Annotated in this window: 17 protein-coding genes; 15 read left to right on the top strand and 2 right to left on the bottom strand. The window is 66.8% G+C overall.

Annotated elements, in window-relative coordinates; translation table 11 throughout:
* Window positions 1-2: 2 nt before the first annotated feature.
* From AB0D12_RS31135 to AB0D12_RS31065, 15 genes are all read left to right on the top strand, one after another.
* Complete coding sequence (locus AB0D12_RS31135) at window positions 3-1673, top strand: beta-N-acetylhexosaminidase (RefSeq protein ID WP_362690134.1); 1671 nt, start codon at window positions 3-5, stop codon at window positions 1671-1673.
* A gap of 288 nt (window positions 1674-1961) precedes the next feature.
* Window positions 1962-2858, top strand: coding sequence for an FAD binding domain-containing protein (locus tag AB0D12_RS31130; protein ID WP_362690131.1), 897 nt, complete (start codon window positions 1962-1964; stop codon window positions 2856-2858).
* Window positions 2855-4180, top strand: coding sequence for a 2Fe-2S iron-sulfur cluster-binding protein (locus AB0D12_RS31125; RefSeq protein ID WP_362690128.1), 1326 nt, complete (start codon window positions 2855-2857; stop codon window positions 4178-4180). The genes AB0D12_RS31130 and AB0D12_RS31125 overlap by 4 nt, the downstream gene beginning before the upstream one ends.
* A complete protein-coding gene (locus tag AB0D12_RS31120) occupies window positions 4177-6492 on the top strand; it encodes a xanthine dehydrogenase family protein molybdopterin-binding subunit (protein ID WP_362690125.1) in 2316 nt (771 codons plus the stop codon). The genes AB0D12_RS31125 and AB0D12_RS31120 overlap by 4 nt, the downstream gene beginning before the upstream one ends.
* 98 nt (window positions 6493-6590) lie before the next feature.
* Complete coding sequence (locus AB0D12_RS31115) at window positions 6591-7130, top strand: hypothetical protein (protein WP_362690122.1); 540 nt, start codon at window positions 6591-6593, stop codon at window positions 7128-7130.
* A gap of 87 nt (window positions 7131-7217) precedes the next feature.
* On the top strand, window positions 7218-8696 hold the full coding sequence (locus AB0D12_RS31110; RefSeq protein WP_362690119.1) for a hypothetical protein: 1479 nt from the start codon (window positions 7218-7220) through the stop codon (window positions 8694-8696).
* Window positions 8697-8768: 72 nt separating this feature from the next.
* Complete coding sequence (gene mycP / locus AB0D12_RS31105; RefSeq protein WP_362690290.1) at window positions 8769-10091, top strand: type VII secretion-associated serine protease mycosin; 1323 nt, start codon at window positions 8769-8771, stop codon at window positions 10089-10091.
* A 77-nt stretch (window positions 10092-10168) separates the two neighbouring features.
* On the top strand, window positions 10169-10609 hold the full coding sequence (locus tag AB0D12_RS31100) for a hypothetical protein (RefSeq protein ID WP_362690116.1): 441 nt from the start codon (window positions 10169-10171) through the stop codon (window positions 10607-10609).
* Window positions 10609-12675 (top strand): hypothetical protein, encoded by a 2067-nt coding sequence (locus AB0D12_RS31095; RefSeq protein ID WP_362690113.1) that lies wholly within the window; start codon window positions 10609-10611, stop codon window positions 12673-12675. Before AB0D12_RS31100 ends, AB0D12_RS31095 begins: the two co-directional genes overlap by 1 nt.
* Window positions 12676-12689: 14 nt before the next feature.
* Complete coding sequence (locus tag AB0D12_RS31090) at window positions 12690-13214, top strand: hypothetical protein (RefSeq protein ID WP_362690110.1); 525 nt, start codon at window positions 12690-12692, stop codon at window positions 13212-13214.
* A gap of 388 nt (window positions 13215-13602) precedes the next feature.
* Window positions 13603-14082: a hypothetical protein gene (locus tag AB0D12_RS31085; RefSeq protein WP_362690108.1), complete on the top strand. Its 480-nt coding sequence runs from the start codon at window positions 13603-13605 to the stop codon at window positions 14080-14082.
* A gap of 1682 nt (window positions 14083-15764) precedes the next feature.
* On the top strand, window positions 15765-16931 hold the full coding sequence (gene mycP, locus AB0D12_RS31080; protein ID WP_362690105.1) for a type VII secretion-associated serine protease mycosin: 1167 nt from the start codon (window positions 15765-15767) through the stop codon (window positions 16929-16931).
* 653 nt (window positions 16932-17584) lie between these two features.
* Window positions 17585-18007, top strand: coding sequence for a hypothetical protein (locus AB0D12_RS31075; RefSeq protein ID WP_362690102.1), 423 nt, complete (start codon window positions 17585-17587; stop codon window positions 18005-18007).
* A gap of 11 nt (window positions 18008-18018) precedes the next feature.
* Entirely contained in the window at window positions 18019-20334 is a 2316-nt protein-coding gene (locus tag AB0D12_RS31070) for a DUF6571 family protein (protein ID WP_362690099.1), read from the top strand.
* 11 nt (window positions 20335-20345) lie between these two features.
* On the top strand, window positions 20346-20993 hold the full coding sequence (locus AB0D12_RS31065) for a hypothetical protein (protein WP_362690096.1): 648 nt from the start codon (window positions 20346-20348) through the stop codon (window positions 20991-20993).
* A gap of 6 nt (window positions 20994-20999) precedes the next feature.
* Here the strand turns inward: AB0D12_RS31065 and AB0D12_RS31060 are convergent, their stop codons facing one another.
* Together AB0D12_RS31060 and AB0D12_RS31055 are read right to left on the bottom strand one after the other, a co-directional pair.
* Window positions 21000-21794, bottom strand: a complete 795-nt coding sequence (locus tag AB0D12_RS31060) for a helix-turn-helix domain-containing protein (RefSeq protein WP_362690093.1) — start codon at window positions 21792-21794, stop codon at window positions 21000-21002.
* Window positions 21795-22528: 734 nt separating this feature from the next.
* Window positions 22529-24610, bottom strand: a complete 2082-nt coding sequence (locus tag AB0D12_RS31055; RefSeq protein WP_362690287.1) for a serine/threonine-protein kinase — start codon at window positions 24608-24610, stop codon at window positions 22529-22531.
* Window positions 24611-24723: the final 113 nt, after the last annotated feature.

Below are 24723 nucleotides of genomic sequence, written 5' to 3'. Positions count from 1 at the left end.
CGATGACCTCCGCAGAGAGCTCCACATCGACCTCCACAGAGACCTCTACGCCGACTTCCACGGATCTGATTCCGGCGCCGCGAACTGTCGACGGTCCGTACCGCACCCCCTTCGTTTTCGGTACCGGTACCGCACTCGCCGCGGCTCCCGGCACGGAGAGCGTCGCCCGCTGGCTCCGTACGGTCGTGGGCACCGCCCTCGGCCGCGATCTGCCCCCGGGTGCGGCCGGAGCCGACCACACCATCACGCTGCTGATCGATCCGTCCCTGGCGCCCGAGGCCTACCGCCTCACGGTCTCGTCGGCCGTCGAGATCGTGGGCGGCAGCTCCACCGGGGTGTTCTGGGGAGCCCAGACGCTGCGTCAACTCCTCGGTCCTGATGCGCACCGACGGGCGTGCCCGGACCCGGAAGCCTGGCGAGGCGTCCCGCACCAGGTCATCGAGGACAGCCCCCGCTTCCCCTGGCGCGGCCTCATGCTCGACGTCTCACGGCACTTCCTGCCCAAGGACGACGTCCTGCGCCACCTCGACCTCCTCGCCGCCCACAAGCTCAACGTCTTCCACTTCCACCTCACCGACGACCAGGGCTGGCGCATCGAGATCAAGCGCCATCCGAGGCTGACGGAAGTCGGTGCCTGGCGGGAACGCACCAAATACGGCCACCGCGCCTCCGCGCTCTGGGACGAGAGGCCGCACGGCGGTTACTACACGCAGGACGACATCCGCGAAATCGTCGCGTACGCCGCCGAACGGCATATCACCGTCGTCCCCGAGATCGACATCCCCGGCCACTCGCAGGCCGCCATCGCCGCGTATCCGGAACTGGGCAATACCGACGTCATCGACACAACCACCCTCTCCGTCTGGGACAACTGGGGTATCAACCCGAACGTACTCGCCCCCACTGACAACACCCTCCGTTTCTACGAGGGCGTCTTCGAAGAGCTCCTCGGCCTCTTCCCCGCCACCTTCATCCACATCGGCGGCGACGAGTGCCTGAAGGACCAGTGGAAGGCCTCTCCGGCCGCCCAGGCCCGTATCAAGGAACTCGGCCTGGCCGACGAGGACGAACTCCAGTCCTGGTTCATCAGGCACTTCGACAGCTGGCTCGCCGACCGCGGCCGCCGTCTCATCGGCTGGGACGAGATCCTCGAGGGCGGCCTCGCCCCGGGCGCCGCCGTCTCCTCATGGCGTGGATACGCCGGCGGCATCGCCGCGGCCGAAGCAGGACACGACGTCGTCATGTGCCCCGAGCAGCAGGTGTACTTGGACCACCGCCAGCACGGCGGCCCCGACGAGCCGATGCCCATCGGCTACGTACGCACCCTCGAAGATGTCTACCGCTTCGAGCCCGTGCCGCCGTCCCTGTCGCCCGAGGCCGCCGCGCACATCCTCGGCACCCAGGCCAACGTCTGGACCGAGGTGATGCAGGACCGTTCCCGCGTCGACTACCAGGTCTTCCCGCGGCTCGCCGCCTTCGCCGAGGTCGCCTGGTCCGCACTCCCTGCGCCCGCCGAGCGCGACTTCGCGGACTTCGAGCGGCGAATGACCGCCCACTACGCGCGCCTTGACGCGCTCGGCGTCGATTACCGCCCGCCCGGCGGCCCGTTGCCGTGGCAGAAGCGACCCGGCGTGATCGGACGCCCGATCGAGGGTGCGCCCCCAAACGTGTGAGCCCGGGGTAAAGCTGTGTGTCCTGCGCCGCAGAGCCTGGGACCGTGGAAGCCCGTAAGGAATAAGTCGTACAAGGCTCTCCGAAGAGTGGCAATCCGCACGTGGCGGCGATGGTGTTGCAAATCGGACCATCGTCACGAGTGGGTGCATCCGGTACGGATGTGCCCTTCGCGGACCCTCTCGTCGGTCGGCTCGGAAGATGTGCCAGAGTTGCCACGTCCGGGCTGTGAGCACGTACGGTACGGCAACACAGGCGGGACAGCCGGGACACCGGGAAGGGGCAGCTGGGTGACCACGCACGCACCGCAGGCGGCGCAGTCGGTGACGCTGCCGGCCTCGCTCGACGAGGCCGTGGCGGCGCTCGACGCCGTGCCCGCCGCCGTGCCCGTCGCCGGCGGTACGGACCTCATGGCCGCCGTCAACAAGGGCCAACTCCGCCCCGCGGGCCTCGTCGGCCTCGGCCGTATCAGCGAGATCCGCGGCTGGCGCTACATGGACGGGCACGCGCTGCTCGGCGCCGGACTCACCCACGCCCGGATGGGACGGCCCGACTTCGCGGCTCTCATCCCCGCGCTGGCCGCGTCCGCGCGCGCCGCGGGCCCGCCCCAGATCCGTAACGCGGGCACGCTCGGCGGCAATATCGCCACCGCCGCCCCCACCGGCGACACCCTGCCCGTACTGGCCGCCCTCGAGGCGGACCTGGTGATCGCGGGACCCGGCGGCGCACGCCGCGAGATCCCCGTCTCCCATCTGCTGGCCGGCCGCGAGATGCTCGCCCCCGCGGAACTCATCGGATTCGTCCGCGTACCCCTGCTGCACGCCCCGCAGGTCTTCCTGAAGGCGACCGGCCGGACCGGACCCGGCCGCGCCACGGCATCCGTCGCCGTCGTCCTCGACCCGGCGCGGCGCGGGGTGCGCTGCGCGGTGGGTGCGATCGCGCCGATGCCGCTGCGGCCGCTGGAGGCGGAGCGCTGGATCGCGTCGCTGATCGACTGGGACGGCGAGCGGGGCCTGGCGACCGAGGCGCTGGCGGCCTTCGGCGAGTACGTCGCGGCGGCGTGCATCCCGGATCCGGCCCCGGCCGCGCAGGGCGAGGAGCCGCCCGCGCTGCCACCCGCCGTACTGCATCTGCGGCGCACGGTCGCCGCGCTGGCCCGACGTGCACTGGGGAGGGCGCTGTCGTGAGCAATGAGGAAAATCCGCACGAACTGCCGCACGAGCTCCCGCCGGAGCAGGGCGGCTGGCAGCCGATTCCGCACGGCGGCGAGTACGACGCCGAGGCCACGGCCTTCCTGCAGCTGCCGCCCGAGGGCGCGCTGGACGCTGCGCCGCTCGAGGCGCCGGGCCATGGCTACGTACCGCCGATGATCACGCCACTGACGCCGGCCGACGCGACGGATCCGGCGGCGACGGGCACCTGGGCCGCGCATCAGGCGGACGGGGAGCCGGCCGCGGTGCGGTGGCCGGAACCGGCTTCCGGGTACACAGGGCCCGCCGACCCGCACGCCACGGGCCAGTGGACCTTCAACGAGACCGAGCCGGTCCAGGCCGCCTCGGAGCTGACCGGCCAGTGGACGATTCCGGTGGCGGGCGGCGACCTGCCGGAGGAGTCGGGCGAGTTCACCACGACGGCGCTGCAGTCCCAGTGGGCCGATACGGCCCCCGCGACGCTGCCGGGCGGTGCGACAGCCCCGTGGGCGCCCTCGCCCGACGCCCCGGCGACGCTTCCGGGCGGAGCGCCCGCGCCGTGGGCGACAGCACAGGAGCCCGCGGCGGTGGAGGAGACTTCGGCGGCGGAGGGGCCGGCCGAGCCCGAAGGAGCCTCCGAGGAGACCGCCGCAGCCCCTGAGGATGCCGCTGCGGAAGCTCCTGCGGAGAGCCCCGAGGAGGAACCCCTCCCCACCTCCTCCACCGGCAGCGACGAGCACCCGCCCACCTCCTACGTCCTGCGGGTCAACGGCACCGACCGCCCCGTCACCGACGCCTGGATCGGCGAATCCCTGCTCTACGTACTGCGCGAACGCCTCGGTCTCGCGGGCGCCAAGGACGGCTGCTCGCAGGGCGAGTGCGGCGCGTGCAACGTCCAGGTCGACGGCCGTCTCGTCGCCTCCTGCCTGGTCCCCGCGGCGACCGCGGCGGGCTCCGAGGTGCGTACGGTCGAAGGCCTCGCCACCGACGGCGAACCCTCCGACGTCCAGCGCGCTCTGGCGGCCTGTGGCGCGGTCCAGTGCGGTTTCTGCATCCCCGGCATGGCCATGACCCTCCACGACCTCCTCGAGGGCAACCACGCCCCCACCGAGCTCGAGACGCGGCAGGCCCTGTGCGGCAACCTGTGCCGCTGCTCCGGCTACCGGGGCGTCCTCGATGCCGTACGCGAAGTGGTCGCCGAGCGCGGAGCGAGCGCCGTGGCCGCGGCGGAGGCGAGTGAGGAAGCCCGCATCCCGCACCAGGCGCCCCCCGGTGCAGGTAGTGTGCAGCTCCACCCGCACGACGGAGGCATGGCGTGAGCAACGACGCGGCCACCACTGCGACGCCCCAGGCGGTCGACGGCCCTCAGCCGCAGCCGCCCGCCCTCGGCCTCGGCGCTTCCCTCCCGCCGGCCGATGCCCGCGCCAAGACCGAGGGCACGTTTCCGTACGCCGCCGACCTGTGGGCCGAGGGCCTGCTGTGGGCGGCGATCCTGCGCTCCCCGCACCCGCACGCCCGTATCGGCTCGATCGACACCTCGGCGGCGCTGGACATGCCGGGAGTGCGGGCAGTAGTCACCCACGAGGACATTCCGGGTGATTCGTCGTACGGCAGGCGGATCGCCGACCGTCCTGTCTTCGCCTCCGAACTGGTCCGCCACCACGGCGAGGCGATCGCGGCGGTCGCGGCCGACCACCCCGACACGGCCCGCCTCGCGGCGGCGGCGATCGCGGTCGAGTACGAACTCCTCGAACCGGTCACCGACCCGGAGAAGGCCTTCGCCGCCGACCCACTGCACCCCGACGGCAATCTGATCCGTCACATCCCGCTCCGCTACGGCGACCCCGATGTGGCGGGTGAGGTGATCGTCGAGGGCCTCTACCGCATCGGCCGCCAGGACCCGGCCCCGATCGGCGCCGAGGCCGGCCTGGCCGTCCCACGCCCGGACGGCGGCGTGGAGCTGTACGTCGCCTCGACCGACCCCCACACGGACCGCGATCTGGCGGCGGCGTGCTTCGGCCTGGAGCCGGACCGGGTGAAGGTCGTCGTCACGGGCGTCCCGGGCGCGACGGGCGACCGCGAGGACCCCGGCTTCCAACTCCCGCTCGGCCTGCTGGCGTTGAAGACGGGCTGCCCGGTCAAGCTGACGGCGACCCGCGAGGAGTCCTTCCTCGGCCACGCCCACCGCCACCCCACGCTGCTGCGCTACCGCCACCACGCGGACGCGGAGGGCCACCTGATCAAGGTCGAGGCCCAACTGCTGCTGGACGCAGGCGCGTACGCCGATGCCTCCTCCGAATCACTCGCGGCCGCGGTCGCCTTCGCCTGCGGCCCGTACGTCGTCCCGCACGCCTTCATCGAGGGCTGGGCGGTCCGTACGAACAACCCTCCCTCGGGCCATGTGCGCGGCGAGGGAGCGATGCAGGTGTGCGCGGCCTACGAGGCCCAGATGGACAAACTGTCCGCGAAGCTCGGCCTCGACCCCACCGAACTCCGCCTCCGCAACGCCCTTGCCACCGGCGACATCCTCCCCACCGGCCAGACGGTCACCTGCCCCGCGCCTGTCGCGGAACTCCTGCACGCCGTACGGGACTTCCCGCTCCCCGACCTTCCCAAGGACTCACCGGAGAACGACTGGCTGCTCCCGGGCGGCCCGGAGGGCGCGGGCGAACCGGGAGCGATCCGCCGCGGCGTCGGCTACGCACTGGGCATGGTCCACATGCTCGGCGCGGAAGGCACCGACGAAGTCTCCACAGCCACGGTCAAGGTCCACGACGGAATCGCGACCGTCATCTGCGCGGCAGTGGAAACGGGCCAGGGCTTCGCCACGCTCGCCCGCCAGATCGTCCAGGAGACGCTGGGCATCGAAGAGGTCCGCGTGGCCTCGGTCGACACGGACCAGCCCCCGGCGGGCCCGGCGGCCCACGGCCGCCACACGTGGGTCTCGGGCGGCGCGGTCGAGAGGGCCGCGAAGATGGTCCGCACCCAGCTTCTGCAGCCTCTGGCCCACAAGTTCGGCATGTCCACGGAGCTGCTCCAGATCACCGACGGCAAGATCACGTCGTACGACGGTGTCCTCTCGACCACCGTCACGGAGGCGATGGACGGCAAGGAGCTGTGGGCAACGGCCCAGTGCCGCCCCCATCCGACCGAACCTCTCGACGACTCGGGCCAGGGAGACGCTTTCGTGGGCCTCGCCTTCTGCGCGATCCGCGCGGTGGTGGACGTCGACATCGAACTGGGCTCGGTCCGCGTGGTCGAAATGGCGGTGGCCCAGGACGTGGGCCGCGTCCTGAACCCGGCCCAGCTGAACGCCCGCATCGAAGCGGGCGTCACCCAGGGCGTCGGCACGGCCCTGACGGAAAACCTCCGCACGGCCCGCGGCCTGGTCCGCCACCCGGACCTGACGGGCTACGCACTCCCGACATCTCTTGACGCTCCGGACATTCGCATCGTGAAACTGGTCGAGGAGCGGGACGTGGTGGCCCCCTTCGGAGCGAAGCCGGCGAGCGCGGCCCCGGTGGTGACCTCCCCGGCGGCGGTGGCATCGGCGGTACGCGCGGCAACGGGGCGCCCGATCAACAGGCTGCCGATAAGGCCTCAGGCCGCCGTGGCCGTCCCCAACTCGTAACTGTGTGACGCTCATTGCACCTGCAATCCAGGGGTGCGCGGTGTCAGTGTTGCTCGGTACTGTGATCCCTGTAGACGTGTGTAAACGGGGAGGCGTTCGTGGCGGAGGACAACGGGTCAGGGGCGGCAGCGGTTGCGGGGGCGTTCGGAGCGGTTCCGTTTTTCGGGGCTGCCGGGGCGGTGGCTGCGGCCGCGCAGAATCTGCTTGTCGAGCTCAGCGAGATGGACAACTTCAAGAATCGGGTCGACGAGCTCTTGAAGGAGCTCAACAAGTCTCCGGCCGCTCACAACAAGGTTGCCGAGGACCGGTTGACGCAGAGCAACTTGGGTGGCGCCGGCTTCAAGGAAGCCGAGTTCCTGCACGCGTCGTACAACCTCGTCCACGACGAGCTTGAGAACCTCTCCAAGGTGCTTGGCCTGCAGATCGAGAGCATGCAGTTGGCTATTCGTGCCTCGCAGACGGGGTACGGCAAGATCGACGACGACATCAAAGAGCGCATGCGTCGGTTGAACGCGGAGATCGCCGAGCACTACGACAGGGATCGGGACCCGAACGCGGGCGTGAGTGACAAGAGCCACGGGGTACCGAAGAGTCAGCCTACTCACGCCGAAGCTGCTGGACAGGCCCAGGTCTCATGAGTAACAGACCAATTATTACGGGGGTGATGCACAATGGGTGAATCGAACGGGAAGAAGCCGACTCCAGGGAAGACGCCCTTCGACTCCATGTCCCAGGAGCAGCTGTTCGCGCTGCTCTCGCCTGCCAACAAGGAAACGGCGCAGACCCTCGCCGAGAAGCTGGCCAAGGCGTCGGAAGCCATCCACGACATCGGCGAGGACCTCAAGATCCGCGTTCCGCTCGTGAAGTGGGAGGGCGAGGGTGCCGATGCGTTCAAGGCGTGGGCCGGTCAGACGGCGAAGGCCACCTTGCTCCTGGGGGATTATGCGGAGGAGGCCGGCAAGTGGATGACCGACGTCGCCCAGGCCATTGCCGAGGCGCACAGCGGGCTCGATGAGCTGAAGACCAGTGCAGCGACCGCACAGTCCAACTACAGCGACGCCAAGAAGACGCACAACGCGGCTGTTCACGATCCGGGCGCTGGCAAGAGCGCTGTGAAGGACGCCAAATCGGACATGGACCTTGCACACTCGACCATGCAGGCGGCTCGGATCAGCAGCGTGCAGAGGCTGACAAAGCTCAGCCAGACCTACACGCAGTCCGGGGAGCAGATAAACAAGCTCCAGCCTCCGACCTTTCCGCCCCCGGCGATGCAGCTGGGTGACTCTTGGCGGAGCTCCAAGAGCGGTTATGGCTATGGGGAGTTCCAGGGTTCGGCCCGTAGTACCGGGGCAGGTACCACCCGCTCTGGCGTATCAGAGAGCTCCGAAACTCGCTCCGTAGCTGTGGGCAAGCCCCAGAGCGATGGCGAGACGTCACCGGCGTCAGTCGCCCGTCCGGAGCGCCCGGTGGGCATGGAGATCGACAGCGTGGCGACGCTGCCTGAGACTCACACGGCGCCGCCCCCCGCAACGACCATCAACGTTCCACCGGTTGGTCGGCCCGAAGGCTCGGGACCCGTGCTGCCCGGGATGATCCCACCCACGTTCCGGGGCAGCAAGACAGGCCTGCCCAGTGCTAGTTCGCCCGGCAGGACGCTTCCCAGTACGAGGGGTGTCGTGCCGCCTGGACGGGCGGGAATCAACTCGCGAATGCCGCGTGATGGCATCGCCGGTGGCCGTCCCGTCGTACCGAACACGGGCCGTCCCGCTGGTGGGATTCCCCGTGGCACGGTGATCGGCAATGAAAACACCACTGCCCGCGGACCAATGGGCCGCGGCGGCATGCCGGGTATGCATGGCGGCGGTCCCATGGGAGGCGCGGGCCAGAGTGGCATCTCTGGTGGGCGTCGCCTGGCATCCGAGACGGGTGGGGTTGTCGGAGGCCGACCTGGCCAGCCCGGGAAGAATAGCGCTCGGCCCTTCACGCCTGGTGGTTCAGGCCTGGTGCGAGGCACGAACCCGAACCCCTCCACTGATGGCGCGCACCCCGGACAGGGAGGCCGCGCCGGAGCGATCCCTCCGGGCACGCACGGTGCCAACTCTCGTCGTGATGAACAGAGCGGCGAGCGCCCGGACTACCTGTCGGAGGACGAAGAGACCTGGCAGCAGGGAAGCCGACGCGTAGTGCCCCCGGTCATCGACTGACCCCGCAGAGAAACAGGCCAAGGGAAGCAGATGCCTACCAGCACTATTGGAAATAGCCACCGCCGGACCGTCATGTCGGGGGTGCTGGGACTGCTGCTGGTGGGCATCGCGGCCACTCCGGCGCATGCGGACACCGTTCGTTCGCGTCAGTGGCATCTCGACGCCATGAAGGCTGATGAAATCTGGAAGACCAGCACCGGCAAGGGGATTACGGTCGCCGTCATTGACTCCGGTGTCGATGACACGTTGTCTGACCTCAAGGGACAGGTACTGAAAGGGAAGAACTACTCCCATATGTCCGGCGATGAGAACAACGACATCGCCGACCATGGGACGGGGATCGCCACACTGATCGCGGGAACCGGAGGTCGGGGACCGACTACCGGCTCCTTCGGCTTGGCGCCCGGCGTCAAGATCCTCCCTATCCGAATGCCTTACGCAGATGAGAAGTTCGGCCCCGGGGACCCTCGCAAGGAATACGCTCAAAAGATGAGCGAGGCGATCCGGTACGCCGCTGACTCGCCCGCCCAGATCGTCAACATTTCGATGGGTCAGCGTGAATCGGGATCTGATGAACTCACGCAAGCGGTCAAGTATGCGCTGGAAAAGAACAAGCTGATCTTCGCCGCTGTGGGCAACACAGCAGATGAGGGCAACGCGCCGGAATACCCTGCGGCGACTCCCGGTGTGGTCGGGATTGGTGGGGTGGATAAGACGCTGAATTGGTGGAATAAGTCGCAGACCGGCACTCAAGTCGACTTCGTGGCGCCTGCTGTGAAGACTCTCGCGGCGTGCAGTCCCACCCTGCTGTGCGACGGTGACGGCACCAGCAACGCAACCGCCCTAGCATCTGCCTCGGCGGCGCTGGTCTGGTCCAAGCATCGGGACTGGACGAACAACCAGATCCTCAGGGTCCTGCTTAACACGGCCGGCAGTGCCGCGAACGGTGCGAAGCGCACCGACTTCATCGGCTACGGCGGAGTCCGTCCCCGTGTTGCCTTGAAGACCCCCGGCGACCCCGGCCCCGCCGACGAGTACCCCCTTCCGGACCTCGCGGCCGCTGCCCCCAAGTCACCTTCCCCGGACGCCTCCAAGGCCAAGGGCGGCACCGGGACCGACAAGAGCCAGCCCGGTGCCCCGGCGTCCGCGTCCAAGGACGACAGCAACACCGGCCTCTTCATCGCACTCGGCATCGGCGCGGCTGTCCTCATTGGCGCGGCAGTCGCCATCCCCGTCATTCGCTCCCGCCGGCGCAGCACGGCTGTCCCGTCGGCTCCGCCCTTCCCGCCCAACGCTAATCAACAGCAGCTGCAGTACCCGGCCTACGGCCCGCCGCCGGCCAGCCCGAGCCAGAACCCGCCGTACCCGGGTCCGCCCGGACCCGGTCAGCCTTGAATTTCATGCTCAGGGAGATCACGCGTCACCGTCAGCCTTCAGTCCGGTAGTCACCGGCACTCAGAAACGGGGGATCGATGTCGTTCGACGAGGAATGGGCCAGTGCACGAGCCGACGCGCCAGCGAGCGTCTCTATGCGTCTCAATCAGGTGGATCCAGGAGGTGGCCCTACCCCGGAAGGCGACCTGAGGGTCGACCAAGGGGACTTGGCTGCTATTGGCGACGAGGCGTTCAAACTCTACCAGCGGTTGGACATGGACGGTGATCATGCCAAAGGGAGCAGTAGCGAAGCCGCCGCCTCCTTGAAGCCGGACTTCGCGCTCGGCGCCGCTCTGTCGACCGTAACTGACAAGTGGGGTGATCAGGTCAACACGTTGTTGGAGGCGTGCGCACACATATCCAACCACTTGGACTACTCGAAAAAGGCGCACGCGGGCAACGAGTACTACATCGCTACTGGGTTCAAGTATTCATTTGCAGACTTGGAAAAGGGCTTCGAGGACGGAGCGCAGCGCTAATGGATCTGGACGCACTCCGTTTCGGAAATTTCTCCAAGCTCGGCACTGCCGTTGCTGACTGGTCGACCATGATCACCAAGCTTGAGCAGCTCAAGTCTGAAGCGGTTGATCAACTCGACGGGCGTTCGAAGAAGGCTGATTGGAAAGGCATAAACGCCACTGTCACACAGAGCTTCATCACCAAGACTGCCAAGGAATTTGGTGATGCGGTGACTGAGGCGACCACTATCCGCAACATCCTCCGCGACACTCACAGTGAGCTTTCTGATTGGCAGGAGAAGCTCAACGAGGCCATTAGCCACGGCCTGAAGAAGAATCTGACGGTCGTTGGTACAGGCAATGGCGGCTTCACGGTTACGATGAACATCCACCCCGACCGTGCGGCCAAGGGGACCACCCTCCCTGATCACAGCCCCGCTGATGCCGAGAACCTCCGGGACGAAGTGCAGCGGATCATGAAAAAGGCGACCGAGAGCGACAATACCGCGGCGCAAGCTCTGCTCGTGATTGTCGACCAGACTCCATATGGCTTCTCTGATGCCTCCTACAAGGATCGTGACACCGCGGCCAAGGCAATCAAGGATGCCGAGCATTACGCGGAGCTCATCAAGAAAAAGGGGGACGATATGTCTCCCGAGGAATTTGATGAGCTGAACCGGCAGTTGGCGGCGTACAAGAACGATCGCCTCTTCCAGGAGAAGTTCGCCACGACGCTCGGCGCGCGCGGCATGCTGGACTTCTGGGCCGACCTCTCCGACCCGTCGGACGGAGGGGATCTGCAGCGCGCCCGCCACGATCAACTCGGCGACTTCCAGAAGAACGTCAGTCTCACGATTGCTGGTGCGACGCAGTCCGACAGTTCCGCAATGCACGCTTGGGAGCGGGATATGGTCAATCTCGGCCATGAGCAGATCAAGACGCGAGGAGCCAACGTCTATGGCTTCCAGCTGATGAGTAACTTCATGCGGGTCGGGAACTATGACGACAAGTTCCTTAACGACTATGGCAATGCCCTGGTCGACACCGAGAAAAAGATGAAGCTCCCGCGGAACTACTGGCAGGGCATGGGCGGACCGCCGATGCCGAAAATGAACTTCATGGGCGAGGACTTCGGCCGCGATCCGATGACGGGCTTCATGACGGCCCTATCCAACAGCCCTGACGCGTCCACCGAGTTCTTCAACGCAACTCAGCCCCAGGACAACGCGCAGTACGTGCTCAAGGACCGGGAAGTCTTTGACGACACACCGCTGAACGACAAGGATTCCAATCAGTCCCGGGAAGCAACTGGAAAGGCGCTGGTCGCCGCCGCCACCGGCGTCAGCCCCAATGATCTGAACGCCCGCCCCGTCGCGCACAGCCCCGAGCACCGCGAGGTGCTCGAGCGCTCGCTGAAGTACATCTCCGAAGCAGGGAACGACTTTCCCTCCGAGATGCGCGACGACATGGCCACCGTCCTGGTCAACCACGGCGACGAGGTGCACCACACTGCCAGTGCACTGGCCGATGACCCGAACGACCCCAAGCTGCTTGACCGCCATCAGCTGATGGAGGTCTCCAAGCAGATTTCCCGCAGCCAGGATGCGTACGGCATTCTGAACGAGGGCCTCAATCAAGAGATGTTGCGGGACATCCACGGCGACCACACCAGTGACCCGAAGGAGACACTGCAGCGGGCCGGCCAGACCGTCGGGTTCCTGGAGGAGGCCCGCTACCAGGCCTTGAAGACGGACAAAGCTGACCCCAGCTGGAACGCGAAGTGGCTCTACCATGGCTTCGGCGGCGCGGTGAACTTCATTCCCGTCGTTGGTGACGCCGCTCAGCGCGGTGTCGATGCCCTGGCCTACCAGTGGCAGCTGGATGAGCAGGCGCGCATCAACGACGAGATCGCGCGGCAGAACGGCAGTACCTTCACCGCGCGAGAGCACCAGCTGCAGGCTCTCGCCGACCAATGGGCCAAGGCCAACCCCAACAACGCGAACAACCGTTACACGCTGACGAACGAAATCAACACCGCCGCGTTCAACGGAAATGACCGAGCCCAAGGCCTGGCTGGTGACCAGTGACGGGGCTCGGTGCCGTGCCCAAGGGCGGTGCTTTGCTTGTCGGCGCCACCCTGCTGGCAGCCCTGGCGGGCTGCGGAGAGTCCCGGGACTACGCGGTCCCGAACAAGGCCTGTGGGGTCTCGGTGGATGCCGGTCTGCTTGCTCCGCTGCTGCCGAAGGGCGACAAGCTGCAGGTGAAGGACACCGACCAAGGTTCCGAGAGCCCACGCTGTCGACTGCTCGTGGACAATCGGTTGGCGGTGGATCTGCGAGGTGACGTGGTCCCTGCGGACACGGATCCCATCCAGGCCAACAGCCAGGGCCTGGCGCGCCTCGGTAACCCCGCGAAGGCCGATATCGGGGACGATGCGCGGATCGCGGACCGGGGAGCGATGTCAGTCGGCGCGTGCACGTACAAAGGGGTAAGACGGAAGCTCGCTGTGGAGGTGGAGCTGAAGGGGGAAGTGCCCGACGACACGCAGGAGCGCCGTCGGATGCTGTCCGACTTCCTGAAGTCCTATCTTCCAGAGGCACTTCAAGCGCAGGGCTGCACCGAATGACGTGCAGCCATGGGGCTGGGTAGAAGGGTCAATGTTGGGAAGATCAACATGGGTCGGGAAGCAGAATCTCAGACACCGAAGCCGTCGATCCAGTCTCCACCGAAGGCGAGCCGGACCTGTATCCGGCCTGCCGCTACGTGGTGGCCCCGTTCGGGGCGAAGCCGGCGAGCGCGGCCCCGGTGGTGACTTCCCCGGCGGCGGTGGCTTCGGCGGTACGCGCGGCAACGGGGAGGCCGGTCAACAGGCTCCCGATCAGGCCTCAGGCGGCCGTGGCTGTTCCCAACTCGTGACCGTGTGAAGCGCATTGCACCTGCAATCCAAGGGTGCGCACTGTCACTGAGGCTCGGTACAGTGATCCCTGTAGACGTGTGTAAACGGGGAGGCGTTCGTGGCACAGGACGACGGGACGGGGCGACCGGTGTACGGCCCGCCGGTACCGAAACCACCAAGCGAGATGGAAACGCTGTGGAGGGTCAACCCACAGCAGGCCATGTTGGTCGAGGCGGAGACGCTGACGACGTTCCGCAAGAAGGCGGACGACATCCTGACCAAGCTGCTGGGGTCTCAGGCTTCGCCGAAGCAGCTGGCCGACGAGAAGATGGTGCGTGAGGAACTGGGCGGGGGTCAGGGCGCGTTCATCGAGGCGCAGGAGCTCTTCGGCGCGTACGAGAGCGTAGTGACCCAGCTGAAGCAGCTTTCTAAGATGCTCTCGGACTCTGTTGACGGTCTGAGCATCGCGGTCCAGGCTTCTCAGTCCGGTTACGAGGAGATGGACGACGACGTCAAGAGGCGCATGCGTGCGCTGAACCGGGACACCACCCGGTGGGCGCAGGACCACACCAAGGACGAGGCGGGCGGCGGGTACTGATGCTGCCGACGGAGTGCAACGGGGGAGAGGGGTGATGGCACGTGGGTAGCGGTGCCAAGGGCAACAGCGGTGGCGTGAAGACCGACTTTGAGAGCATGTCCCATGACGAACTCTGGGCGTGGTTGACGCCTTCGAGTAGCGGGACGGTCCAGGGCATTTCCGACAGGCTCAGGGAGGCCTCGGCAGCGCTCGAAAAGCTTGCTGGGGACCTCACCAAGCATATGGAGGATGTGCATTGGCAGGGGGAGGCAGGAACTTCCTTCACCAACTGGGGCGGGGACACGGCCAATTCCACTAGGCGACTGGCGAAGTATAGTTACGATTCGGCCCATTGGCTTTCGCTCGCCTCGACGGCCATCGCCCATGCCCACAGCGCCATGCCTGAGAGCCTGGGCACCGCGAAGGCCACTGCCGATGCCGCACGGAAGTTCCACAACGACCCCGATTCGGGGCCGATTGGGTCGAGCGCGCGGGCGACTATCAACAAGTTCCAGCCGCCACCGGACGAGAACGGGAAGGTTTCTCCTGAAGCCTTGGCGGTGGCGAGCGACGCGAGGAGACAGGCTCACCGGGACGCTATCCAGAATATGAGGAACTTGGCTGGGTCGTACACGGAGAGCGCCAGCCAGATGAATGCGCTGCCGGTGCCGACGTTTCCGGCACCGCCGGATCGTTTTGTGCCTGAGGCTCCTGCCAAGAGCTCGGCGTCGGTGAGCTCTCAAGGGCGGAGCCGTGACCAGATCGTCCGTACGTCCTCTTCGGATGGCGGTCCGCATTCAACGTCTTCGGATCCTTCTCAGCAAGTAACGCCTGCGGAAAGGCATGCGCAGATCCAGCCGGAGCGGCCCACCCACCTGGGGATCGACAGCGTGGACACGCTGCCACCGCAGACCCAACTTCCTCCGGTGACTCCCACTGTCCCCCCTGCGGGAAGGCCTGATGCGCCGGGCCCCGTACTGCCGGGAGTGATCCCGCCTACTTTCGGCGGCGGCAAGACCGGTGTGCCTGGTGGTGGCGGGCCCGGAGGAAAGACTCTTCCCAGTGCTCGCGGCATTGTGCCTCCCGGGCAGGGAGGCCTCGCCTCGAGGTTCCCGCGTGAGAACGGCATCCTCGGTGGCCGACCTGTGGCGCCGAACACGGGCCGTCCCACTGGTGGGATTCCCCGCGGCACGGTGATCGGCCATGAAGGGACGGCCAATACCCGCGGGCCGATGGGCCGCGGGATGCCCGGATTGCACGGCGGCGGACCCATGGGCGGTGCTGGCCAAAACGGCATCTCCGGCGGGCGTCGCTTGGCGTCCGAGGTGGGCGGCGTGGTCGGCGGCCGACCTCAGCAGCCCGGGCAGAACAGCGCCCGACCTTTCACGCCCGGAGGCTCCGGCCTGGTCCGAGGTGCGAACCCGACCTCGACCGATAGCGCGCATCCCGGACAGGCGGGCCGGCCCGGAGCGGTCCATCCGGGGTCGACTGGCAGTAACTCGCACCGTGATGATCGAAACGGTCGGCGCCCGGACTATCTCTCGGAAGACGAAGAGACCTGGCAGCAGGGCAGCCGCCGCGTAGTCCCGCCGGTTATCGACTGACTCCCCCACGAAATAGGTCAAAGGAAGCAGATGTCTACCAGCAGAAATCGATCGCGTCGGCGCAGGGCTGTTGTTGCGACGTCGCTGGGCCTACTGCTGGTGGGCTCTGCCGCCGCACCCGCGCAGGCGGATTCGACGCGCTCCACGCAATGGCATCTGGATGCCATGCACGCTGAGGAGATGTGGAAGGTCAGCACGGGCAAGGGCGTCACGGTGGCCGTCATTGACACTGGTGTTGATGCAACGCACCCAGACCTGCAAGGCCAGATCCTCAAGGGTAAGGACTACACATCCGAGCAGTCGGGCAACGAGCGGACCGACCCAGATGGCCACGGAACTTCCATGGCCGGCATCATCGCCGGCACTGGGAAGAGGGACGGCGGTCAGGGAGCCTTCGGGTTGGCTCCGGGAGCCAAAATCCTCCCCATCCGCTTCACGGATACGGACCTCTCGGGGAGTCGGCAGGACCAGGCCGACGACTTCCAAAAGCCCATAAGTGAAACCATCCGCTTCGCGGCTGACCATGGCGCCAAGGTCATCAACATCTCCCAAGGCGTCATCCACGGATCGCCCGAGTTGACGAGTGCTGTGAAGTACGCCCTAGACAAGGGGGCCCTCATCTTTGCCGCGGTCGGCAACCAGGGTGACACTGACATCGAATTTCCTGCTGCCACGCCAGGCGTCGTGGGCATCGGAGCGACCGGCAAGGACGCCAAGAAGATTGACGTGTCTCAGCACGGTCCGCTGGTTGACCTTGTGGGGCCGGGCCAGGACATCGTCGCGCCCTGCACGAGCGAGACGCGTCTCTGCAAGAGCACCGGCACAAGTGATGCGACCGCTCTCGCCTCTGCCTCCGCGGCACTCATCTGGTCGCAGCACCCGGAGTGGACCAACAACCAGGTTCTGCGGGTGATGTTGAACACGGCCGGCGGCCCCACGGACGGGGCGAAGCGCAACGATTTCATCGGCTACGGAGCATTGCGCCCCCGAATCGCACTGAAGACCCCGGGGGACCCGGGTCCCGCCGACGAGTACCCGCTGCCGGACCTCGCGGCCGCCGCACCCCAGTCGCCTTCGTCGCAGCCCTCCAAGGCTGCCGCAGGCGGGGCCGAGTCCGACAAGAAGCAGTCCGACACCGCCGCGCCCGCAGCCAACAGCGACGACAGCAACACCGTCCTCTGGATCGCCCTCGGCGTCGGCGCTGCCGCCCTCATCGGTGCCGCTGTCGCTGTCCCCGCCATCCGCTCCCGTCGCCGCACCGCCTGACGGGACGGTGGCCTGCGGTCATGGAACGCATGGTCCCGACCTCGCGGTCGGGACCATGCACGTAGTCCTTGGTCTGGGTCGCCTTGAGGTTGCGTGTGCTGAACGCGCCTGGCCTGTCGGCGACTTTGCCCCTCTTGCTTCGTCCTCTAGCCGACTTGATACCCCAACCTCCCTGGATGCACCGCACATTCGCATCGCGGAACCCTTGCCCGCTCAGCGGCGACCTCGGCCATACGCCCCGTAGCAAGGGCGGCTTGGTAACTGCCTCACAATCAGGTCTCAGACGGGTGCGTGATGTCCAACTCGTGGCGATGCGGCCCCCATTGCGTATGCAATCCGGAAGTGCGTAGCAACTCGCCCGCTCGCTACAGTGGCCTTGAAGCTGTTGAAGCTGTGGTACACGGGGAGGAAGCCTTGCTGCAAAGCGAGGGCGGGCCATGGGCCGCTCACAGAACTGCTGAGCCCTTCCCATCCGGAGCGCCGATGACTCTCTGTCGGCCACAGTCTCTGCATCTGGCCCGTGGTCGGTGTCAGGCCGTCCTGAGGCGGTGCCCGCCCAAGACGCTGTCAGCATTGAATTCGTGCTCAGCATGATCCCGTATCCACCAGCCTTCAGCCCGGTAACCACGGACACTCAGTAACGGGGAAGAACGATGTCGTTCGACGAGGAATGGGCCAGCGCACGCTCCGGTGCGACCAGCATGCGACTCAACCAGTTGCCTGCGGAGGGCGGGGGCGGGAGCAGCGGTGGAGCCTCGGATTACAAGGTCACGTCCAAGGACCTGCAGGCCATCGGCAACGAAGCCCAGGAGCTCTACCACGGCCTCGATACCGCCGCCTTCCACGCGGGGGCTCAGACCGGAACTGCCTCCACGAGCCTTGATCAGGACGGCTTCGCGACGGGCTCGGGCATGTGGACTGCCTGGGACAAGTGGCGTACGCAATCCGAGACGCTGCTGAGCGCATGCGCGCACATCCACAATCACCTCGAAGACACGGTGATCAGCCACACCAATCACGAGGAAGTGCTCGTCACCAACTTCACCATGTCCAAGATTTCCGAGCACTTCAGCTGAGGGGCGCGCAGATGCCGAGGTTCGATCAGGTTCTCCACGTCCGGCTCGGAAGCCTCAAAGAGGCAGTCACGGACTGGGGGGATACGTACGACAAGCTCGTAAAGCTGCAGGAGAAGGCCGAGAACGGGCTTCAGGCGAAGGCGGACAGGGCCGACTGGGAGGGCGAGAACGCTGGCGTTACTCGCCCTTTCGTGAAGAAGACCGCCAAGGAGTTCGCAGACGCCGCCAAGGTGGCGGACAGCATCCGGAACATCCTTCGGGACGCGCAGGCCGAGTTCAAGTCGGCAAAGGAAGACCTCGAGAGGCTGGTCGAAGAAGCACCGGGCAAGGGAATCCGTATCGATCCCCACGGCGTCGTCGGCTATCTGATTCACCCCGATCGCAGGAGCAAGAACTACGACGGGCCCGAGCCCAAGCAGGCCGACTTCGATGCGATGAGGTCTGCCATCAAGGCCGCCGTCGACAAGGCGAATGACGCCGATGATGTGGCATCTCGGGCTCTGCGCACGATCGTTGGTACGGACGAGAACAACTTCTCCGGCACCGAGTACGACAACCTCAAGGAAGCCTCGAAGGCGCAGGACGCCGAGGACGCCAAGGAGGCGGCGAAGCTCGTCAAGAAGGGCGACGACGCCACGCCAGAGGAGATCGACAAGCTCAATAAGTACTTCAAGGACAACAAGGACGACCCGTACTTCGCCGAGCGGTTTGCCGTCGAGGTGGGGGCGAAGGGCAACCTTGAGTACTGGGCGGACATGGGCGACGCGAGCGACGGAAACCGCCTCGGCATCGACCACCGTGACAAGCTGGCTGAGCTCCAGAAGAATTGGAGCATGACCCTGGCTACCGCCACGCACTCCACCAGCCCCGAGATGGAGCAGTGGAAGGCCGACATGATCAAGGCCGGCGGTGAGCCGATCCAGACGCGCGGCACGCATCCGTACGGCTTCCAGGTCATGAGCAACCTGATGCGCGTCGGGGACTACGACGACAAGTTCCTGCGCAACTACGGGAACTCGCTCGCCGTGATGGAGGACAAGATCACGCACGGCGGCTCCCATCCGCCGGGCCGGGCCTGGTACCAAACGCCGCAGAGCCACCTCAACTGGATCGGCGGCGGCGCGGGCCAGGACCCGATGTCCGGGTTCATGGAGGCGCTCGGCCACAACCCGAAGGCGTCGACCGACTTCTTCAACAGCGACATCGACCTCACGCCGGAGAACAGCAAGGACGACAAGAAGCTCAACGCGTTCGACTACTTCTCCAAGGACCGGGACTGGCCCGAAGAGCTCAATGACAAGGGCCATATGAGCAAGGAGCCGGGGTACGACTCCCTGGGCCATGCGCTGGAGTCCGCGACGACGGGCCACCCGTACGACGCCACGCCCGAGGGCCTCAAGGACGTCCGTACGGCTGAGAACGCCGAGGTCATGCAGAAGGTCGTGGAGTACTACAGCAGCGACCCGAAGCACATGCATGAGCAGCCGGGCATCGATGACAGCCTCGGCAAGATGGGCGCGGCGTACATCGACGAGTTGGACCGGTCGCTGGAGCAGGACAGCGACGAGATCATGGAGGAGAAGCGGAACTCCCCCTTCGGGAACAACGACAAGGTCGGCCACTCGCGATTCGGTGACAAGTTCGACACCGAACTGCTCTGGAAGCGAGGCGACGCGGTCAACTTCATGGGCATCGTGGCGCAGAGCGAGACTGGCCACGCCACCTTGTCCCAGGCCCAGATGTTGTACACGACGAGCGTCCTGGACGATGTCGGCCCCAAGCCTGGTTCGGACCTCTCGGACGACCGGAACCTCACAGATGCCAGGACCACCCTGCGGATCGGTAGTGAGGCGCAGGGCATCATGGACACGACGCGTATGGAGCAGATCGACAAGGATTACGAGAAGGACTCCGATGAGTACAAGAAGGCGGTCGGCAGGAACACGGAGTGGGTCAAGTTCGGTGTGGGCGCAGTCGCTGCGGGTGGCGTCGCGGCGCTGACCGGAGGAGCGGGCGGAGCGCTCGTTCCGCTGGCCACGGAAACCGTGGGCGGTGCCGTCGTGACATTCCTCGGCATGGAAGCCGACGACATCGGCGAGAAGTACGAGAAGGACGATCTCCTCAAGCAGAAGTCGGACGAACTCTCGGACGAGGCACTGCGCATGGGCAAGGAGAATTCCCTGTTGCCCGGCAAGGCATACGCAGGTGCTCCGGGTTGGAGCGACAAGGACGCCAACTACCTCGATGAGCAATTGGTAGAAAACGTCAGGAACGCGCGCAACAATGCGAAGGACAATTCTCTCCCCGACCCGTACGAGAAGCCGTGAACATGCGATACATGCTGAGAGTGCTCCTGGTGCCCGTCGTCGCCGTGGCGGTTACGGCGGGCTGTTCCTCCGACAACGGCAGCGGCGGGGGTAGGAAGGTTCAGGGTGATCCGGCCGACACAGTGTGTGGGGCCTTCGCGAAGGATGCCCCGGCCTCCGCCGCGCTCAAGGCGGTCGCGGGTGGCGGGAATTTCACCAGTGACCTTTCCGAGTCGGACAAGGTGCTCGATACCCTCCGCGAGGCTTCCCGTACGGAACAGAGCGGGAAAGCGCGCCCGCAGGGCATCCCCTTCTGCTGGTTGCTCCCGGCCAAGGGTGGGGAGGCAGGCGGCCTCCGTATCGAGTTCCGCGAGGCCTTGGAAGTTCCGGAGCGGGATGCCCGCCTGGAGAAGTCCGTCACCTACTTCTCCACCGGTGAGGCGGCGTCGTCGTCCGACACTCGTGCGTTGGTCTCCTTCAAGTGCCGCATGAAGGCGCCCGCTCACGAGATCGTCATCACTGCGGAGCTTCAAGGGTCTGGCGGGAACCAGGCCCCGGAGAAGAACATCAGGGCGAATCAGGTGACGGTGGCCAACGCCGCCGCGCGCAAGGTCGCCGCCGATCTGGGCTGCCAGAACGACACCAAGCTGGTGAATGGGGTGCCCAAGCCTTTGGCCTGAGGCAGCTCAAGGCGCCGGCGGTGCAGGCGGACTGCAGTTCCTGCACCGTCCTGGTTCCGGCGCGCGGAAGGCCCGGTCGCAGCGGTCGCAGTTCTGGAGCGGGTCCGGGCGGGCCTGTTCCGGGTTGGCCGGGAGCGGTGGTGGAAGCATCGCTGTCAGGCGGTGGGAGAGTAACGCTGCCGGGTGGTGGATCGGGCCTGCGGGGAGCGCCGCCGTCAGGGTACGGCGTACGGCCTCCGGGTCGATGCCGCGCTCCAGCCAGGCGTCGAGAGCCGGGGCGAGGCGGCGTACGTCCCGCTCGGCGAGCAGGAGGCGGGGGTCGTTGCGTCGTAGGGACGCGAGGAGGCCGAAGGCGGCCGGAGTTGCCGGGGCGGGTAGTGGCAGGACGACAGCGGAGGAAGCAGGTTGCGGGCGTGCTGTTGGTGGCGGGGTTGAGTTCGTGCTCCCAGCCGTGGGGTTGTTGTACGAGACCGTACGGGTCACCACTCGGCCCGACGGCAGCCGCTCACGCGTCCGGGCGAGGTAGCCGTGGGCTTCCAACTCGCGCAGGGCGGTGGCGATGCGGACCTCGCCCTCCGGGAAGCGTTCAGCGAGCGCCTTGATGGAGACCTTCGCTCCTGTGGGCAGCGACTGGATGTGCGCGGCCAGGCCGATGGCCGTGAGGGAGAGTTCGCGGTGCTGGGTGAGGTGATTTCCGACCACGGTGAAGCGGTCCGGGTGGCGGTGGTTGATGTGCCGGATGCCGGACGTGGGAACGGGATGTGGCGCGCGCGGGGGCGCGTTAAGCTGCCGGTCAGCCATCGGGAAGCCTAACTTCCTTGGTGGTCAGGCCCTCGATCGGGATGCCAGTCCCGGCCGGGGGCCGTTGCATGTATGGGGTTGTCGAGCCTGAGCCTGCACCGTGAAGTGGCATATGCGCCAGCCAGGTTGGGGCGGATCACCCGTGTGAGTGACGGGGGCTGGGGGTGGGTGGGGAAAGGTCCTCTGCCCGGGTTCTTAATTTCTTGACGTCGCGCCCTATCAGGTAGCGCCGCACCGGGTCGTGGAAACCACGATCCGGCAAAACAGGGGCGATGACATCGATTACCGCCCAGACCGATCTGGAGGATGCGGGATCCGGTTGGATCTCCTAGCGATCGGCGAAGAGTAAACGTGAGGCGGAAGTTGCTGCCGATGTGCGGCCATGCAGGGCGGCGACGTCAGACGTCGGGCGAGGCGCGTGCCTCTGCGGGGCGAGGGCAGCAGGATCGCGAAGTGGCGATGGTGGTCGCGGGTTGGGTGATTTCTTGTTCGCGTCACTCAGCGTGTCCAAGCGCACCCACCCTGAACGCCGACGGCGTCAGCACGGAGCGGTCCGGGTGTGGTCCGGCCTTGTCCGGCTCGCACCCCGTGGCCCGGGCATGGGTGGTGGTCGGCATGGATGTGGGCAGCGGGACGGAAAAGGACGATTCCGGCGCGGTGATAGAGACCGTAGGCCGCTAGCCTGACCGACGCCGCTCCGGGGCCTGACCGAGGTGGCGGACCAGGGGGTGGGTTCAGAACACCGGCAGTGCCGTGAGTGACTTCTCGGTCATCAGGAAGACGCGGTTGCCGTCGGCGGTCAGGCCCATGGCCGGGGAAATCTCCTCGAGGTCGTAGACCGCGAGGGACTGCCCTTGATTCAGTTCCATCCCCTCCACCCAGGGGTAGCGCACGATCCAGGCGAAGCTGCCCTGCACCAGGACAGGGCTCGTGAAGTCACCCCTTGCCGTCGTCGTGGCGTCCCAGGGGGTGTTTCCGTTCGTCAGCTTGACGCGTTGGGCCCATCTGCCGCGCATGGCGTACACCCAGTCACCGTTGACCTTCGGCGTGGACCAGGGCAGAAGTTCGCCCGCGTAGTCCTCGTAAGGCTTGTTCGTCCAGATTTCATCGCCGTTGGAGATGCGGCGTGCGGTCAGGTTCTTGCCGCCGAGGAAGACGGTGCTTCCGTGCACGGCAGGGGTGTGGACGGTTTCAGCCCCAGAAGGGAATGTCCATGCCTTGCTGCCATTGCTCGCGTCGAGTGCCACAACGACTCCGCCCTTGGCGCCGAAGATCAGACGCCCCTGGGCGGCGACCGCACTGGGTCCTGCTTTCTTGAGGACGTCAGCCGGGCTGTCGACCGTCCAGCGCACCTTGGCGTCGGAGCGCCCGATGGCCCGCACTTGGCCGTCCGTCGTGACCACGTAGACCGAGTCCTCGTCGGCCGCGAGGACGCATCGGGCCGCGGCGGGGGCCGTCCACTTGCGTTCGCCGGTGGAGGCGACGAAGGTCACCAGCTTGCCTCCCAGGCCGACGGCAGCAATCAGCCGGTCGGACAGGGAAATGTACCCGCCGGCAGTGTCAACCTCCGGAGCGCTCCAGCGCATCTTCCCGTCGACGACGCTGTGGGCCGTCAGGCCGCCGTTACGCGCACCGAAGACGATGACGTCGCGCACAACCTTGGGTGGCGGCGAGTCGCTGGCGTTCACGGCCAGGGGGCCCCACAGGGGCTTGACCTTCAATTTCCCGGCGTTCAGTTCCTCGGCGCTGATGACCTCGGCCTGGCTCTGGTCCCGGATGCGGGCCTTTGGGGTCTCCACAGCAGGCGGGATGTCGAAGGGGCCGGTTGCTGCTTTGCTCTCCGTACCGGAGCCCGAACTCTCGTCGCCGCGCCGCAGCCACCACAAGCTCCCGCCTCCGCCGGCCGCCAGTAGGGTCCCCCCTGCCGCGAGCGTGGTCAGAAGCCGACGGCGGGAGACGGTGCCCGAAGTGTCCGATCCGGGCTGGGTGGTGAGCTGCTGGACTTCTTTCTCGCGGGTCTTGATGTCGTCGGCCAACCTGCCCTGCCGCCAGGCGCGTTCCGCGCCACGCGGCGGTGCGAAGGCCGAGGCGATCTGACCGGGTGCGGGTCGCAGTGCCGCGTCCTTGGCGAGACATGGGCCGATCAGCGGATGGAGCGCCGGTGGCACCTGAGTCAGGTCCGGCTCGCCGTGCACCACCTCGTACTGCACGGCGGTAACATGGTCGGCGTCGAAAGTACGGCGTCCGCTCGACGCGAACGCGAGTACGGCTCCGAGGGAGAAGACGTCGGCGGGCGGGCCGACCCGCTGCCCGAGGATCTGTTCTGGTGCGCCGTAGCCGGGAGTGACCGGGACCTGGCCCGTGGTGGTGAGCGTCAACCCGTGCTCGGGGCGGGCGATGCCGAAGTCGATGATGCGAGGTCCGGCGGACGTCAGGACGATGTTCGGCGGCTTGAGGTCGCGATGCACAAGACCTGCCGCGTGGATGTCGTCGAGTGTGCGGGCGAGGGCCGAGGCGAGAGCCCGTACGGTCGCGTCGTCCATGGGCCCATACGAGCGGATCGCCTCGTCCAGCGTCGGGCCCGCCAGGAACTCGGTGGCGATCCACGGGCGCCCGCCCTCCATCTGCGACCCCAGGACCCGGGCCACGCCCTTGCTGGTCACCGCCTGGGCCATCTGCGCCTCGCGCACGAAGCGCTGGGCAAGATGCTGATTGTGTGCCAGTTCGGGTCGAAGCACCTTTACGGCAGCTGTCCGGCCTGTGTTGTCCTGGCCGAAGTAGACCTTGCCCATGCCGCCTTCGCCGAGCACGCCCAGAAGGCGGTACGGGCCTAGTACTCCAGCCGTAGATCGTGATCTTCATGGTTGGTGGGCGGCCTGCCGCTGGTAGTGGCAGGCCCGGGCCCGGGCCTGATGGCGGCGTCGCCAGT

Origin of the sequence: Streptomyces sp. NPDC048479, from assembly GCF_040651435.1 — a bacterium.
Lineage (GTDB): Bacteria > Actinomycetota > Actinomycetes > Streptomycetales > Streptomycetaceae > Streptomyces.
Note: the sequence above shows the minus strand (reverse complement) of the source record. Positions and strands in the feature narration are given on the sequence as shown.

Excerpts from the sequence above, each read along its gene's own strand:
- AB0D12_RS31135 (WP_362690134.1), top strand. The coding sequence starts at position 3 with ATGACCTCCGCAGAGAGCTCCACATCGACCTCCACAGAGACCTCTACG.
- AB0D12_RS31110 (WP_362690119.1), top strand. The coding sequence starts at position 7,218 with ATGTCCCAGGAGCAGCTGTTCGCGCTGCTCTCGCCTGCCAACAAGGAA.
- mycP (WP_362690290.1), top strand. The coding sequence starts at position 8,769 with ATGTCGGGGGTGCTGGGACTGCTGCTGGTGGGCATCGCGGCCACTCCG.
- AB0D12_RS31100 (WP_362690116.1), top strand. The coding sequence starts at position 10,169 with ATGTCGTTCGACGAGGAATGGGCCAGTGCACGAGCCGACGCGCCAGCG.
- AB0D12_RS31095 (WP_362690113.1), top strand. The coding sequence starts at position 10,609 with ATGGATCTGGACGCACTCCGTTTCGGAAATTTCTCCAAGCTCGGCACT.
- AB0D12_RS31075 (WP_362690102.1), top strand. The coding sequence starts at position 17,585 with ATGTCGTTCGACGAGGAATGGGCCAGCGCACGCTCCGGTGCGACCAGC.
- AB0D12_RS31070 (WP_362690099.1), top strand. The coding sequence starts at position 18,019 with ATGCCGAGGTTCGATCAGGTTCTCCACGTCCGGCTCGGAAGCCTCAAA.
- AB0D12_RS31065 (WP_362690096.1), top strand. The coding sequence starts at position 20,346 with ATGCTGAGAGTGCTCCTGGTGCCCGTCGTCGCCGTGGCGGTTACGGCG.
- AB0D12_RS31060 (WP_362690093.1), bottom strand. The coding sequence starts at position 21,794 with ATGGCTGACCGGCAGCTTAACGCGCCCCCGCGCGCGCCACATCCCGTT.